This window comes from Nocardiopsis sp. NPDC050513 (genome assembly GCF_044457925.1).
Taxonomy (GTDB): domain Bacteria; phylum Actinomycetota; class Actinomycetes; order Streptosporangiales; family Streptosporangiaceae; genus Nocardiopsis.
The window spans coordinates 419,661-432,894 of sequence record NZ_JBITHK010000004.1 but is presented as its reverse complement, the minus strand read 5'-3'; the positions used below and the strand labels follow the sequence as shown (position 1 = coordinate 432,894).

17 protein-coding genes are annotated in these 13,234 nt (G+C 73.2%); 10 read left to right on the top strand and 7 right to left on the bottom strand.

All coding sequences use genetic code 11. The features are described 5' to 3' along the window. Positions 1 to 74 precede the first annotated feature (74 nt). The 3 genes from ACIBFB_RS09935 (at position 75) to ACIBFB_RS09925 (ending at position 2,545) form a co-directional block, all read left to right on the top strand. Complete coding sequence (locus ACIBFB_RS09935; RefSeq protein ID WP_397228283.1) at positions 75 to 479, top strand: RidA family protein; 405 nt, start codon at positions 75 to 77, stop codon at positions 477 to 479. Between the two features lie 130 nt (positions 480 to 609). Continuing rightward, positions 610 to 1,566 (top strand): helix-turn-helix transcriptional regulator, encoded by a 957-nt coding sequence (locus ACIBFB_RS09930; protein WP_397228281.1) that lies wholly within the window; start codon positions 610 to 612, stop codon positions 1,564 to 1,566. A 97-nt stretch (positions 1,567 to 1,663) separates the two neighbouring features. After that, a complete protein-coding gene (locus ACIBFB_RS09925) occupies positions 1,664 to 2,545 on the top strand; it encodes a GNAT family N-acetyltransferase (protein WP_397228279.1) in 882 nt (293 codons plus the stop codon). Positions 2,546 to 2,552: 7 nt separating this feature from the next. On the opposite strand, the gene ACIBFB_RS09920 is transcribed toward ACIBFB_RS09925, so the two are convergent. After that, a complete protein-coding gene (locus ACIBFB_RS09920) occupies positions 2,553 to 3,560 on the bottom strand; it encodes a Gfo/Idh/MocA family protein (protein WP_397228277.1) in 1,008 nt (335 codons plus the stop codon). Between the two features lie 148 nt (positions 3,561 to 3,708). Here ACIBFB_RS09920 and ACIBFB_RS09915 point away from each other — a divergent pair, with 148 nt between their 5' ends. The 3 genes from ACIBFB_RS09915 (at position 3,709) to ACIBFB_RS09905 (ending at position 5,099) form a co-directional block, all read left to right on the top strand. Continuing rightward, on the top strand, positions 3,709 to 3,897 hold the full coding sequence (locus ACIBFB_RS09915; RefSeq protein ID WP_397228275.1) for a hypothetical protein: 189 nt from the start codon (positions 3,709 to 3,711) through the stop codon (positions 3,895 to 3,897). An 11-nt stretch (positions 3,898 to 3,908) separates the two neighbouring features. Then, complete coding sequence (locus ACIBFB_RS09910) at positions 3,909 to 4,496, top strand: Uma2 family endonuclease (RefSeq protein ID WP_397228273.1); 588 nt, start codon at positions 3,909 to 3,911, stop codon at positions 4,494 to 4,496. A gap of 222 nt (positions 4,497 to 4,718) precedes the next feature. Beyond that, positions 4,719 to 5,099: a hypothetical protein gene (locus tag ACIBFB_RS09905; protein WP_397228271.1), complete on the top strand. Its 381-nt coding sequence runs from the start codon at positions 4,719 to 4,721 to the stop codon at positions 5,097 to 5,099. Position 5,100: 1 nt separating this feature from the next. Here the strand turns inward: ACIBFB_RS09905 and ACIBFB_RS09900 are convergent, their stop codons facing one another. Genes ACIBFB_RS09900 through ACIBFB_RS09890 form a run of 3 tightly spaced genes read right to left on the bottom strand, consistent with a single transcriptional unit; the run spans position 5,101 to position 8,230 of the window. Further along, positions 5,101 to 6,078 carry a DUF4097 family beta strand repeat-containing protein gene (locus ACIBFB_RS09900; protein ID WP_397228269.1) on the bottom strand — a complete coding sequence of 326 codons (978 nt, stop codon included), beginning with the start codon at positions 6,076 to 6,078 and terminating at the stop codon, positions 5,101 to 5,103. 47 nt (positions 6,079 to 6,125) lie between these two features. Further along, complete coding sequence (locus ACIBFB_RS09895) at positions 6,126 to 6,836, bottom strand: response regulator (protein WP_397228465.1); 711 nt, start codon at positions 6,834 to 6,836, stop codon at positions 6,126 to 6,128. After that, positions 6,824 to 8,230 (bottom strand): sensor histidine kinase, encoded by a 1,407-nt coding sequence (locus tag ACIBFB_RS09890; RefSeq protein ID WP_397228267.1) that lies wholly within the window; start codon positions 8,228 to 8,230, stop codon positions 6,824 to 6,826. The genes ACIBFB_RS09895 and ACIBFB_RS09890 overlap by 13 nt, the downstream gene beginning before the upstream one ends. Positions 8,231 to 8,326: 96 nt before the next feature. Between ACIBFB_RS09890 and ACIBFB_RS09885 the strand changes: the two genes are divergently transcribed. Next, entirely contained in the window at positions 8,327 to 9,052 is a 726-nt protein-coding gene (locus tag ACIBFB_RS09885; RefSeq protein ID WP_397228265.1) for a (2Fe-2S)-binding protein, read from the top strand. A gap of 13 nt (positions 9,053 to 9,065) precedes the next feature. Here ACIBFB_RS09885 and ACIBFB_RS09880 read toward each other — a convergent pair whose 3' ends face one another. Then, positions 9,066 to 9,473, bottom strand: coding sequence for a RidA family protein (locus ACIBFB_RS09880; RefSeq protein WP_397228263.1), 408 nt, complete (start codon positions 9,471 to 9,473; stop codon positions 9,066 to 9,068). 69 nt (positions 9,474 to 9,542) lie between these two features. On the opposite strand from ACIBFB_RS09880, the gene ACIBFB_RS09875 reads away from it, so the two are divergent. Then, positions 9,543 to 10,166: a TetR/AcrR family transcriptional regulator gene (locus ACIBFB_RS09875; protein ID WP_397228261.1), complete on the top strand. Its 624-nt coding sequence runs from the start codon at positions 9,543 to 9,545 to the stop codon at positions 10,164 to 10,166. A 73-nt stretch (positions 10,167 to 10,239) separates the two neighbouring features. On the opposite strand, the gene ACIBFB_RS09870 is transcribed toward ACIBFB_RS09875, so the two are convergent. Then, positions 10,240 to 10,713 carry an RrF2 family transcriptional regulator gene (locus ACIBFB_RS09870; protein WP_397228259.1) on the bottom strand — a complete coding sequence of 158 codons (474 nt, stop codon included), beginning with the start codon at positions 10,711 to 10,713 and terminating at the stop codon, positions 10,240 to 10,242. Positions 10,714 to 10,794: 81 nt separating this feature from the next. Between ACIBFB_RS09870 and ACIBFB_RS09865 the strand changes: the two genes are divergently transcribed. After that, on the top strand, positions 10,795 to 11,538 hold the full coding sequence (locus ACIBFB_RS09865; RefSeq protein WP_397228257.1) for an SDR family oxidoreductase: 744 nt from the start codon (positions 10,795 to 10,797) through the stop codon (positions 11,536 to 11,538). A gap of 82 nt (positions 11,539 to 11,620) precedes the next feature. Here the strand turns inward: ACIBFB_RS09865 and ACIBFB_RS09860 are convergent, their stop codons facing one another. After that, on the bottom strand, positions 11,621 to 12,538 hold the full coding sequence (locus ACIBFB_RS09860) for an alpha/beta hydrolase (protein ID WP_397228255.1): 918 nt from the start codon (positions 12,536 to 12,538) through the stop codon (positions 11,621 to 11,623). 198 nt (positions 12,539 to 12,736) lie between these two features. Between ACIBFB_RS09860 and ACIBFB_RS09855 the strand changes: the two genes are divergently transcribed. Beyond that, complete coding sequence (locus ACIBFB_RS09855) at positions 12,737 to 13,153, top strand: SgcJ/EcaC family oxidoreductase (RefSeq protein WP_397228253.1); 417 nt, start codon at positions 12,737 to 12,739, stop codon at positions 13,151 to 13,153. Positions 13,154 to 13,234 lie beyond the last annotated feature (81 nt).

The following is a 13,234-nucleotide window of genomic DNA, read 5'->3' as shown; positions in this document are numbered from 1 at the left end:
TCCGCATCCCGACCGCGGAACCACTCCGCCACGCCCTCCGTTGTCCTGGCAGTCAACGACGACACGGAGGTGGAATGGTGAGCGCGGTCACCCTGATCCGCAACGAGAGCCTGACCGAGCACGTGGACTACGCCTACGCGGCCTCGGCCCCCGCGACCGCACGCGTGGTGTGGACCGCCGGAGCCTGCCCCCTGGACGAGAACGGGGCCACCGTCGCCGCGGGCGACCCCGCGGGCCAGGCCGAACAGGTCATGCGCAACCTGCGCACGGCGCTCCAGGGCGTCGACGCGGACCTGACCGACATCGTCAAGACGACGGTGTACGTGGCCTCCTCGCGCCAGGAGGACCTGGTCGCTGCGTGGAACGTCGTCCGGGCCCACATGGGCGACCACGACGCCCCCAGCACCCTGCTCGGCGTGGCCGCCCTCGGCTACGACGACCAGCTGGTCGAGGTCGAGGCGGTCGCGGTCACCGCCTGAACCGGTGCGCGAGGCGGCGGGACCGACCCACTGGAGGACAGAAGTCGTCCTCCAGTGCTGGCAGACTGCGGATATCCGCCGGAGGCCCGCGCGCCGGGCCTCCCCGCCGCCCCGCCCGGGAGGAACCGCGATGCAAGCGACCTCGACCCGCCTGCTGCGCCTGCTGTCCCTGCTCCAGACGCGCAGGGAGTGGCCTGGCGCCGACCTCGCCGACCGGCTCGACGTCAGCCCGCGCACGATCCGCCGCGACGTGGACCGCCTGCGCGAACTCGGCTACCCCATCCAGGCGACCATGGGCACCGGCGGCGGCTACCAACTCGGCGCGGGCGCCGCGCTTCCGCCCCTGCTGCTGGACGACGACGAGGCCGTGGCCGTCGCCGTGGGACTGCGCACCGCCGCCCAGGGCGGGGTGTCGGGCATCGAGGAGACCTCCGTCCGTGCCCTGGCCAAACTCCTCCAGGTGTTGCCCTCCCGCCTGCGCCGCAGGGTCGACGCCCTGGGCTCCTTCACCGTCCCCATGCCCTCCGGCGGGCCCACCGTCGACGCCGACACCCTCGCCCTGATCGCCTCCGCCTGCCGTGACAGCGAACGGCTCAGATTCGACTACGAACGCCATGACGGAAGCCCCTCCCGCCGCATCGTCGAACCGCTGCGCCTCGTCGCGCGGGGGCGCCGCTGGTACCTGGTGGCCTGGGACAACGACCGCGACGACTGGCGCACCTTCCGCGTCGACCGGATGCGGCCGCTGACGCCCACCGGGCCGCGCGTCCCTCCCCGCGACCCCCCGGAACAGGGCGTGGCCGCCTATCTGGCCGAGCGGATGGACCTGCACATGTGGCCGCACCAGGCGCGGATCCGCCTGTCCGTGTCCGCCGAGGAGGCCCGACGCCGCGCGGGCGAGTGGTTCGGCACCATCGAGCCGGTGGACCAGGCCAGCTGCGTCCTGGTGTGCGCCGGGCACTCCTACCTGCAGATGGCCTGCTATCTGGGCATGCTCGACATCGACATGGAGGTCGAGGAACCCGACGAGCTACGCGAGCACATGGCCCGCCTGGCCACGCGTCTCCACCGCGCCGCCAGCCGCTGATCCGCGCCGGACTCGGCGAAATGACCCCACGCGCGCACACCGGTCCACTACGTTAGGGAATCGCTTGAATCCGAAGAGTAGCGAAAGCAGGCTGTGCGTGTCCGTCCAACTCCCGTGCCCCGAACTCCGGGACCTCAGCTGCCCGCCGACCGTCCACGACCTGAGCCCCGGCTACCGCGTCGCCCGCTGGGACCGTCCCGACGCGCTCTGCGCCCACAGCCGCGACCGCCTCCACGCCACCCTGCGCGGACTGGCCGAACGCGCCTTCGGCGCCGACCACTCCGGCTACTGGCGCACCCGCGTCCAGGCCGGCTTCTTCGACCAGATCACCACCCTGGCCCTCGTCCTGGGCCCCGACGGCGCTCCCGTCGGCTGGGGCGGCTACCACCGGCTCCGGCTGGCCGCACGCCGCTCCCTGTACCTGGACGCCGCCGGCGTGGTCCCCGCCCACCGCCGGTTCGGCCTGTCCACGGCGCTGATGACCCACTTCCTCACCCGCGAGGTGCTCGCCCACCCCCTGTCCAACACCTACGTGGTCCTGCGCACCCGCCACCCGGCCGTCTACGCGGGCTGGCGCAAGGGGATCGGGGCGCACCGCGTCTTCCCCGACCGGGACCGCCCCCTGCCCGGCCTGGTCCGGCGCCTGGCCGGGGAGGCCGCCGACTGGCTGGGCGACGGCCCGCGCCTGCACCCCGACACCCTGGTCGTCCGCGACGCCTACCGCATGTTCGACGGCGACATCTACGGGGTCCGGCCGCGCTGCGGCGACACCGGCATCGACGGCTACTTCGACGACGCGGTCGGACCCCGGGACGCCGTCCTGGTCGTGGCGCGCACCAACGTCCACGTGCTCGCCCGCATCGCCGCCGCCCGTCACGTCCGCGCACGCGTCCGCCGCCACCCGCGGGTCCACCACTCCCAGCCGCGCACACCGGAGTCCGCCACCCCCACCGGAGCGGGCGCCTCGGGGCTGCTCTGAGCCGCCCTCACCGCCCGGCCGGTGCGCCGTCGGCCGTGTCGTGCGCCAGGACGCCGACGTCCCGGACCAGGTCCATGACCCGGGCCAGGCGCAGGCTCTCCGACCACGGCATGTCCGGGCTCTCGGACAGGCCCTCGGCCACACACCGCGCCACCTCCTCGGCCTCGTGCACGTACCCGTTGCCGCGGTAGGGCCGGTGGAAGGCCTCCGGCTCGCGGCCGTCGCGGTGCAGCACCACCTCGGTCGGCGCCCACGCGCGCTCCATCTCCAGCCATCCCTCGGCGCCCACCAGCACCGCGCGGTTGGGCAGCGTCGACCGGGACGCGCAGCCCAGCGTCCCCGACGCCCCGTCGCGCCCCTGGACCAGGACGGTCGTGTGCGTGTCCACCATCCGGTCGGGCGACAACCGCCGGGTCGCCCCCACCACCGTGAGCTCCCCCAGGAAGTCACCGGCCAACGCCAGCGGGTACACGCCCAGGTCGAGCAGCGCGCCACCGCCCAGGTCGGCGTTGAACAGCCGGTGGTCGGGGTCGAAGGGCACGTTGATCCCGAACTCCGCCGACAGCGAGCGCAGCGGCCCGACCGCGCCGTCGGCCACCAGCTCCCGCGCCCACCGGTAGGCGGGCAGGTAGCGCGTCCACATCGCCTCCATCAGGAAGCGGCCGTGGTCCCGCGCCGCCGCTGCCATCTCCGCCACCTGCAGGGCGTTGAGCGCCATCGGCTTCTCCACCAGCACGTGCTTGCCCGCGTTCAGACACATCAGCGTGTGCGGATGGTGCCACGGATGCGGGGTGGCCACGTACACCACGTCCACGTCCGCGTCGCGGGCCAGCTCCTCGTAGCTCCCGTGGCTCCGGGGGATCCCCCACATCGCCGCGAACTCCCCGGCCCGCTCCGCCGAACGCGAGGCCACCGCCGTGACCCGCGCCGTCGGCGTGGCCCGCAGCGCCTCGAGGAAGGAGTGGGCGATCCCACCGGTTCCGATCACGCCCCAGCGCGTTGCACCGTCTGCCATACCGGAATCCTAGGAACCGGGCCGTGCCGCGGTCGACCCGGGGACGCCGCTCGTTGCCAGTACTTCCTGCAATGCACACACGAGGTCAGCTTTGCCCACGAGCACGGGCATGCCTACCATGGCTCCACAGCAACCCCGGGGAGCCGCCGTGCCCGCCAGCACCCGCAGTTCGAAGAGCCCCTTCGTCGGCCGCCAGGCCCGGACACGCGCGAGCGCCCTCTCCGAACAGGTCGGACTGTCCACCGCGCGCGTCCTCGAATTCCTCTTGGACGCCCACGCGGAAGGCCGCATCCGCGTCGGCATCACCGTCCAACCCCTCACCGCCAAAGCCGCCTAGGAGGGGAACCCATGACCGTCGCCGAACACCGTCCCCCGCCACCCTCTATAGACCCCGACCTCTTCGCACGGCTGGCCGCACAGGCATACGAAGACGACGGCACCATCCTCGAGTTCATCCACGGAAGGGTCTGGCTTCACCGGGTGACCGACAGCGACCACAGCCAGATCATGGCGTGGATGTTCCGCCAGTGCCTGATCCAGCGCGCTGACTGCGACCTACTCCAAGGCCAGGGACTGAAGGTCGAGACCTACCGCAAGGGGCAGGCCCTGCCCGACGGGGTCCTGGTACCTCGAGGAAACTTCAAAGGCCACAAGGACTATCCCGACCCCGACGGTGTTCTCGCCGTCGTCGAGGTGACCTCGTGGGATTCGGACACCAAGGCCCGCGACCGCGTGGAAAAGCCCGCAGCCTACGCAGAAAGCGGCATCCCGGCGTACGTGTGCGTCGACCGCACGATGAACGCCGTGGTCGTCTACTCCCGCCCCCTGGGCGGTGAGTACCTGGAATGCAACGCCCACCCCTACGGCGAACAGGTTGCCGTCCCCGGCACCGGGGTCACCCTGGACACTGACGAACTCAAGCAGTTCGCCCGCTGACACCGGACATCCCACCGTCCCCGCGTCCAGCCGACGCGGGGGCGACGCCCTGCCCGGACCCGACCGCACCCCAGCGCGTCGCACCGCCCGCCCTACAGGAATCCTAAAAACCCGGTCATGTCGCGGTCGACCGGGGGATGCCGCTCGGAATCGGCGCGCCGGAACCGTACGGTGACGGGAGGGTCGCGGGGCCGCTCGCGCGGGAGACCGAACGGAGGGGGAATGTCGGACACGCTCGCCCAGAGGCTGGGGGTGCTGCCCGGGGACCGGCTGCTCGTCCTCAACGCGCCCGAACGCTACCTGCGCCTGCTGGAGCCGCCGCAGGACGTCCACATCGACCTGGGTCCCGTCGAGGGCGCCGACTACGACGACATCCACCTGTTCGCGCTGGACCGCGGCACCGTCCGGCGCGAGGGCCCCGAGGCGCTCGACCTGGCCGGGCCGCGCACCCGGCTGTGGATGTGCTTTCCCCAACGCGGCGGCACCATCATCACCGACCTGACCGCGGACCAGGGGTGGGAGCCGCTGCACGAGGCCGGATGGCGCGGCACCGCCCAGGTCCGGATCGACTCGGACTGGGCGGCGCTGCGCTTCGAACGCTGACTCACCCCGCCTGGACGCTCACCGACCCGCTGACCGTGTTGACGTCGATGCGCGCCTCGGCGTCGGAGGAGGTGTCCACACCGATGTCCCGCCCTCCCGACGTCGACTCCCCGGTCACCGCGTAGACGCCGTCCGGGACGCGCACCCGGACCGCGCCGCTGGTCGAGTCCACCGACAACCGGTCGAACGCGTCCTCGGTGGCGACCTCGACCGATCCCGAGGTGGTCGACACCTCCGCCGAGGCGAAGCCCCCGCCCACGACGACCGTGCCGCTGGTGGAGGCCGCCTCCACCGACCGCGCGGTGAAACCCGACACGTCGACGGCCCCGGAGACCGACTGCGCGCTCAGCGACTCCCCCGCCCCGGAGGCCAGGACGCCTCCCGAGGTGGTCTCGGCCTCGACCGATCCCTCCACCCCGGACAACTCCACGCCACCGGAGGTCGAGGAGGCCGCCACGTCGCCGACATTGCCGCTCACCACCACGTCGCCGCTGGTGCTCGACAGGTCCAGCCGGCCGTCGACGTTCTCCACCCGGATCCGGCCGCTGACGGTGCTGACCGCCACCTCGGTCCCCTCGGGCACGGTCACGTCGTAGTCCACCGCGCAGTCGCCGCCCAGGAACCACAGTCCCTCGCACTCGGCCTCGACGAAGGTGCCGCCGTCCTCCTGCTCGACGTCGTCCTCCGGCTCCCGGAACGGCCCCGAGCGCGTCGTCCGCTCCAGGACCACCTCGTCCCCCGGCCCCGCGCTGACGGTCACGTCGCCCTCGGTGTCGTTGTCGATCCGCAGGAACGCCGCCGCCCCGACGGTGTCGCTGCGCCGGTCGCGGTCCACGGTCACGTTGCCCAGCACCGACACCACGGTGACGCCGATCAGCACCACCACGAGCACGGCGCCCAACAGCATCCACGGGCCCGCGCGGAACCCGCCGGGCTCCTTGCTCGACGAGGCGTACAGGCCCCGCGCCTTGAAAGTCACGTCGATTCCCTTCCCGGAGGGCCGCGGCCCTCCCCTCGTCGCCCGCGTCAGGCCCGTTCGGCGCCGCGCAGGTACCGCAGAACCGCCTGGACCCTGCGGTGGTCATGGTCGTCCTGGCCCAGGTCGAGCTTGGTGAAGATCGAGCGGATGTGCTTCTCGACCGCGCGCTCGGTCACGGTCAGCCGCGCCGCGATCCCCGCGTTGTTGAGCCCCTCCGCCATGACCTCCAGCACTTCGGTCTCCCGGGGGGTGAGCCGCTCCAGGGCGCTGTCGCGGCGACGGCTGAGCAGTTGGGAGACCACCTCGGGGTCGATCGCCGCTCCCCCGTCGGCCACCCGCCGCAGCACGGTCAGGAACTCCTCGATGTCGGCGACCCGGTCCTTGAGCAGGTAGCCGACCTTGGCGGCGCCGCCGCCCAGCAGGTCGGCCGCGTACCGGCTGACCACGTGCTGCGACAGCAGCAGGACGGCCACCTCCGGGTGGGTGCGGCGGATGCGCACACCCGCCTCGATGCCCTCCTCGGAGTAGGTGGGCGGCATACGGATGTCCACCAGGCACAGGTCGACGTCGGGATGGGCGTCCACCGAGGCCAGCAGGGCGTCGGCGTCGCCCACCTGGTCGACCACCTCCACCCCCGCGTCCTCCAGCAGCCGGACCATGCCGCTGCGCAGCAGCACCGAGTCCTCGGCGATGATGACCCGCGGGCCCGTCGGGGACCCGCCCGTACTGGACGTGCCGTGCACGTTCACGCCTCCCAGGGGATGTCGGCGGTCAGGGTGGTTCCCTGACCGGTCGGGCTGTGGACGGTCAGGGTTCCGTCGACGGCGTCCACCCGGTCCCACAGCCCGTACAGACCGGTCCCGGCCTCGGGGTCGGCGCCGCCGGAGCCGTCGTCGGAGACGGTGATCCGCACCAGGCCGCCGCCTCGGGCGGTCGGGCGCCCCACGCGGCGGGCGGAGACCGTGGCCCGGGTGGCCGAGGAGTGCTTGGCGACGTTCGTCAGCGCCTCGCACACGACGTGGTAGGCCACTCCCTCGGCCCGGGCGGAGGGCCGCCCGTCCAACTCCACGTCGACCTCGACCGGGACCGGTGAACGGCCGGCCGCCACCGGAAGCGCCGAGGGCAGACCGTGGTCGGTGAGCACACGCGGGTGCAGACCCCGGGCCACCTGCCGCAGGTCCTCCATGACCTCCTTGGACTCCCGCTGCGCCTCGGCGACCAGTGCCAGGGCGCGGTCGGGGTCGCGCGCCCACTGCGTACGGGCGCGGGTCAGCGTCATGGACAGCGCGAGCAGCCGCTGCTGGGCGCCGTCGTGCAGGTCCCGTTCGATGCGGCGCCGCTCGGCCTCGGCCGCGTCGACCATGCGCAGACGGCTGTCCTGGACGTGCAGCAGACGGCGCCGGACACGGACCTCGGGCGCGTCGAAGTGCAGGCCGCGGTGGAGCATGACCTCGGTCGCCACGAGGTAGGGGGCCAGGCGCAGTCCGAGCAGGGCCGCGAGCGGCCCGACGACGATCACGACCAGCAGTCCGGCCACCGCGCCCGGATCGCCGAGGACCAGCGCGTACATCACTCCCAGGAGCGCGCCCATCGCACCGGCTCCGCCGCACACCACCAGGGCCACGGCCAGGGCGCCCGACAGCAGGGCGTGCACGCCGGCGACGACGCTGCGCGCCACGTGCGTCCAGGCGTCGCGCCCGAACAGGAACCGCCACCCCCGTCCCAGGCGGCCGCCCGGGTCCAGGGGGTCGGGCGGTTGGGTCTCCACGATCCCGAACACCGAGCCCAGACGGTCACGCTGCACACGGCAGGCCAACCGGGCCAGGAGGGTGGCCGAGACCGGCAGCGCGAGGAGGAACAGCGCGTCCGCGATGATCCGGGAGACACCGGTGGGGTGCCGCCCGGCCGGAACGAAGTCGGGCACCCAGGGCAGGATGAGGGTGAGTCCGATCCAGGTGGCCGACATCACGAGCAGCAGGCCCGGCAGCAGGTAGAGCAGGGACAGCGTGAGGGACGTCATCAGGTGCAGGACGGCCACCAGCCGGACCCGCCAGGTGTCGCCGTAGGCCTCGGCGACCCGGGACAGGTTCGCCAGGGCGGAGGGCAGGGGCCCGCCGTCGGCGGCGCCGGTGGGGATGTCGTGGCCGGTCACGGGAACCAACCTAGTTTTCCCGGGACCCGCGCGGCGAGGCGATCAGCACGTGGAGTCATGGTGGTACCAGCACCACCGTCAAGGGAAGGGGAAGGCGTGGCACGCGTTCGGGTGCGGCCGGTCCTGGCCGACGTGGGACGGATCAACATGCTGTTCCGACTGGAGGAGGAGCCGCCCGCGCGGGGGTGGGACGCCCTGGACGGGGGCGGCGCGGCCCGGACGCCGATCGCGCGGGAGGTCGACCGGGTCCGGGCCCAGCTCGCGGCGATGTCCCACCAGGACCCCGAGGACGTGGAGTGGCGCGTGGCGGCCTCCATCTTCCACCAGGGTCTGGCCACACGCCTGCTGTCTCCGGTGGTGGCCGCGGGCCTGTGCCACGGCGCGCTGCTGGACGCCGCGCGGTTCCACTACGACCCCGGGCGCGAGGGCCCGGTCGTCCTGCGCACGGCCCAGGAGTACGCCGCCACCGCCCCGGAGGAGGCGGTGGCGGACTGGGTGGAGGAGACCGTCGTCACCGGCGTCATGGAGCGCGTGGCGGGCGTGCTGCGCCGGATCGGGACGGTGGCGCCGGGGCTGCTGCGCGGCAACACGGCCGCCGCCCTGGCCGGGTCGGTCCGGGCCCTGGGCGCGGACCGACCCGGCGTGCGCCCGGCCGCCGAGGCGTTGGCGTGCACGCTCCTGGAGCGCCCCGCGCTGGCCGGGACCGGCGGCTACACGGGCGTGGACGACCAGGGGCTGGCGGTGTTCCGGCGCACGACGTGCTGCCTGTACTACCGGCTGCCCGGCCACGGGATGTGCGGCGACTGCGCGCTGCGCCCCTGACCGGGCTGCCCGGTCAGCCGTCGATGACCGCGGTGGCCTCGATCTCGACCATGACGTCGGGCTCGGCCAGCGCGGTGACGCCCACTCCGGTCAGCGGCGCCTGCACGCTGACGCCCAGCTTCCGCGCGGCCCGGGCGGCGCCCTCCACGAACAGGGGCATCTTGTCGTCGGTCCAGTCGACCACGTACAGGGTCAGTTTCGCCACGTCGTCGAAGGTGGAGCCGGCCTCGGCCAGGGCGGTGCCGAGGTTGAGGTAGCACTGCTCGACCTGGGCGGCGAAGTCTCCCTCGCCGACCTTGTTGCCGTCGGCGTCGCGGGCGATCTGCCCGGCGACGAACACCAGCTTCGATCCGGTGGCGACGGACACCTGCCGGTAGAGGTCGACCTTGGGCAGTCCTTCGGGGTCCATCAGGGCGATCATGCTGACTCCTTGTCCTCGTGTCGGGCTTCGCCATAAATATAGCATCGCTATGCTATGTATCCTGGAGCCATGGCGAGAACGAAGGACCCCGCGGTCCGCACCCTGCTCATCGAGCGGGCCGCGCACATGCTCCGCACCCGCGAGCCCATCACCCTGCGGTCGCTGGTGGCGGGGACCGGCGTGTCGACCATGGCCGTCTACACCCACTTCGGCGGCATGGACGGCATGTGGGAGGCGCTGCGCCAGGAGGGCTTCACCCGCCTCGCCGCCAGGTACGCGACGCTGGCCACCACAGACGACCCCGTCGAGGACCTGACCGCCCTGGTCGCCGTCTACCTCGGCAACGCCCTGGACCACCCCGACCTGTACCGGGTCATGTTCGACGCGAGCTTCGACCTGGCCGACCTGCGGGCCGCGAACGCGACCCTGGAGTACCTGGACCGCGCCGCCGACCGGGGCCGCGGCGCCGGACGGTTCCGCGCGGGAACCACACCGCGCGAACTGGCGGTCCAGAGTTGGACCGTCGCGCACGGGCTGGCCTCGCTGGTCGCCAACGGTCCCCTGCCGCGCCACACCCTCGCCAACGGCGTCACCCTGCTGACCGCGCTCTACGTCAGCACGGGCGACGACCCCGACCGGTGCCGCCGGTCGGTCGGGAGCGGCTGGAGACGGCTGGAGGCCCCCGGCGCGTAGCGTGCCGCTCTCCCGCGACCGCGTCGGGCGCGCGTCCCCCGCACGGCCGGTCGCTCCGGCGCGCCGCCGGAGGTCAGCGCCGCCCGAGCAGACGCGCGCGCGTGCGGGCGTGCGCGGCCTGGGGGATGTCGCCGAGGATGTCGGCGAGCGACACCCCCTCCAGGCTCGAGCGCCAGGCATCGTGCGCCTCGTCCATCCTCCGCGCCAGGACGCACCGGTCCTGGCAGTCCTCGGGCGGCAGCGCCCCGCGCCCCCGCTGGCGGATCTCACGGCACACGTAGGGCGAGGAGGCGCCGTCGACCGCCTCGACGATCTGGAGCAGGCTGATCTCCGCGGCGGGCCCGGCGAGCTGGAAGCCGCCGCGCGGTCCCGTGGTCGCGGCCAGCACACCCGCCCGCACCAGCGCCTGGAGCTGTTTGGCGAGGTAGGCGGCGGGGACGTCGAAGAACTCGGCGAGGCGGGTCGCGGACGCGGTCTCCCCCGGTTCGAGCTGCGCCAGCGACGCGGCGCAGTGCAACACCCACTCGGTACTCACAGGCAGCTTCATGCCCTCCAGCATATTGAAGATATTGCGGATCTTTTTTATCCGAGATAATCTTCGGGGCAGCCAACAGGAGGAGTGATCACCATGCGGATCGCCGTCGCCGGAGCAACGGGCCACATCGGCTCGCTCACCGCCACCGCCCTGAAGCGGGACGGCCACGAGGTCGTGGGCCTGAGCCGCTCCCTCGGTGTGGACCTACTCGCCGAGGACGGCCTCGACCGGACCCTCGTCGGCGTCGACGCGGTCGTCGACGCCACCAACACCACGCTCAACGACCGGTCGCGGGCCGTGGACTACCTGGGCGCCGTCACGCGCAACCTGCTCGCCGCGGAGGAGCGGGCGGGCGTGCGCCACCACGTACTGCTGTCGATCGTGGGCATCCACCGGGTCGAGGGCAATCCGCACTACGCGGCCAAGCGCGAACAGGAGCGCCTGGTGGCCGGGGGCGCGGTGCCGTGGACGATCGTCCCGGCCACCCAGTTCCACGACTTCGCCGCCATGGTCGCCGGCTGGACCGAGCAGGACGGCGTCGCCGCGCTGCCCCCGCTGCTCGTACAGCCGGTCGCCCCCGCCGACGTGGCCGACGTCCTGGCCGAGGTCGCCGCGGGCCAACCCCGGGAGCGCCACCCCGACCTGGCCGGACCCGCTCCCCAGGACCTGGTCGACATGGCACGGCGCACCCACCGGGCGCGCGGCCGCGAGGTCACGCTCGTTCCGACGTGGTCGGGGCTGTTCGGAACGGAGATGGCCGGAAACGTCCTGCTTCCCGGCGAGGACGCCCGCATCGCGCCGACCACCTTCGAGGCCTGGCTCGCCGATCAGGCGTAGTTCCGCGCCGCCGGGGCGCAGGGGACCGGCGGCGCGCGAGGCCGCGTCCCCTGTGAACCACCTCCAGGACCGCGGCCCGTCCCTACGACCGCCTCATCCGGTCCCGCAGCCAGGAGTCGACGCCGCTGAGCGCCGCCCTGGCCACGGCCGTGGGGTGGCCCGTGAAGCCATGGGGTGATTCGGGGTAGACCCGGAGTTCGACGTCGTTGCCGGCCGCCGACAACCGACCCGCCATCGCCAGGTTGTCCTCCAGCAGCACGTCCGTGCCTCCGACGATCAGCAGCGTCGGAGGAAGCCCGTGCAGGGCGCCGTAGGCGGGAGAGATGTCGGGAAGGGTGCGGTCCTCCACATGGCCGGCGTACGCCTGGATGAAGTACTCGTCCGCGATGCGGCGACCGGCCGGGGTCCGTGCGCTCAGGTCGTAGGCGCCGAACTGGAGCGCGGCACCGGTGAAGCGGCCGACGGCGCCCCTGTCCCTCAGCCGGAGCAGTGTCGCCAAGGCGAGTGTGGCTCCCGCGGAACTCCCGCCGATCGCGAGTCGGGACGTTCCGAAACGGGCATCGGCTTCTTCGACGAGCCAGAGCGCCGCCGCCTCACAGTCGTCGGGAGCCGCTGGCCAGGGGTGCTCAGGGGCCAGTCGGTAGTCGACGCTGACGACCGCGAGGCGCAGGGTGTCCGCGAGCTCCCGGTTGCGTTCGTCTCCTCGCGCCGCGGAGTCCATGTAGAAGCCGCCGCCGTGGATGTCCAGGTAGACGCCCCGTGGAGGGCCGTCGACAGGAGTGAAGACCCTGACGGGCACGCGCCTCCGCGCGGCTCGGACCGTCTCCTCGACGGCAGGCGGATCGGCGGCACGCGGCGCGGGCCTCTTCGCTCGTGCCTCCCTGAGCTCCTCCAGCGTGCCGGGCCCGCGGCCCGCCGTCCTCGACTCGTAGAAGCCACGGGCCTCATCGACCTGCTCCGCGGACACGTCGGCGAACAGTGCGTCCAGCGCGAATCGCACGCGCCCCTCCTCATCACCCGGGTCCCGACCCACGCTATCGCCGACCCGCGGCGGCGAGACCACGGGGCGGCCCGCCGCGCGAGACGACGCGGGCGCGCCCGGCCGACCTCACCGCCAGAGCGCTGCGCGCCGGACCCGGGGAGGAAAGTGAGCCCCGGCCTTGACATCAATATTGGTTGAGGTATCAGGATGTGTTCCATGAACGACACACACGACCAGGACCTGCGGCCGGAGACCGAGGCGATCGCGGCGGTGGTCGCCGAGGTCGAACGCGCACAGCGCGAGGAGGACGTGGACGCCTTCGTCGCCCTCTTCCGCGAGGACGCCATCTGGACCACGGCACACGGCAGGCGGCTGTTCGGCCGCCAGGAGATCGCCGAGTTCACCCGCAAGGTGCTCCCTGGCGCCATGCGGGACCTGCTCCCCCGCTACGAGGTGGAACACGTCCAGTTCATCCGCCCCGACGTCGCCGCGGTCAAGGTCCGCCAGCGCTACCTCACCCGCGACGGCGACCCCGCCCCCGACGAACCCGAGGGCACGCCCCTGTACGTCATGTCCGAGGAGGACGGCCGCTGGACCCTGACCGCGGCCCAGAACACCCAGGTCCACGCGTGACCCCCGGGCGGGGGGGGGCCCCCCCCCCCCGCCCCCCCCCCCCGCCCCCGCCCCCCCCCCCGCCGGGCGCCGGGCCCGGGG

Excerpts from the sequence above, each read along its gene's own strand:
- ACIBFB_RS09935 (WP_397228283.1), top strand. The coding sequence starts at position 75 with ATGGTGAGCGCGGTCACCCTGATCCGCAACGAGAGCCTGACCGAGCAC.
- ACIBFB_RS09930 (WP_397228281.1), top strand. The coding sequence starts at position 610 with ATGCAAGCGACCTCGACCCGCCTGCTGCGCCTGCTGTCCCTGCTCCAG.
- ACIBFB_RS09920 (WP_397228277.1), bottom strand. The coding sequence starts at position 3,560 with ATGGCAGACGGTGCAACGCGCTGGGGCGTGATCGGAACCGGTGGGATC.
- ACIBFB_RS09910 (WP_397228273.1), top strand. The coding sequence starts at position 3,909 with ATGACCGTCGCCGAACACCGTCCCCCGCCACCCTCTATAGACCCCGAC.
- ACIBFB_RS09905 (WP_397228271.1), top strand. The coding sequence starts at position 4,719 with ATGTCGGACACGCTCGCCCAGAGGCTGGGGGTGCTGCCCGGGGACCGG.
- ACIBFB_RS09880 (WP_397228263.1), bottom strand. The coding sequence starts at position 9,473 with ATGATCGCCCTGATGGACCCCGAAGGACTGCCCAAGGTCGACCTCTAC.
- ACIBFB_RS09875 (WP_397228261.1), top strand. The coding sequence starts at position 9,543 with ATGGCGAGAACGAAGGACCCCGCGGTCCGCACCCTGCTCATCGAGCGG.
- ACIBFB_RS09870 (WP_397228259.1), bottom strand. The coding sequence starts at position 10,713 with ATGAAGCTGCCTGTGAGTACCGAGTGGGTGTTGCACTGCGCCGCGTCG.
- ACIBFB_RS09865 (WP_397228257.1), top strand. The coding sequence starts at position 10,795 with ATGCGGATCGCCGTCGCCGGAGCAACGGGCCACATCGGCTCGCTCACC.
- ACIBFB_RS09855 (WP_397228253.1), top strand. The coding sequence starts at position 12,737 with ATGAACGACACACACGACCAGGACCTGCGGCCGGAGACCGAGGCGATC.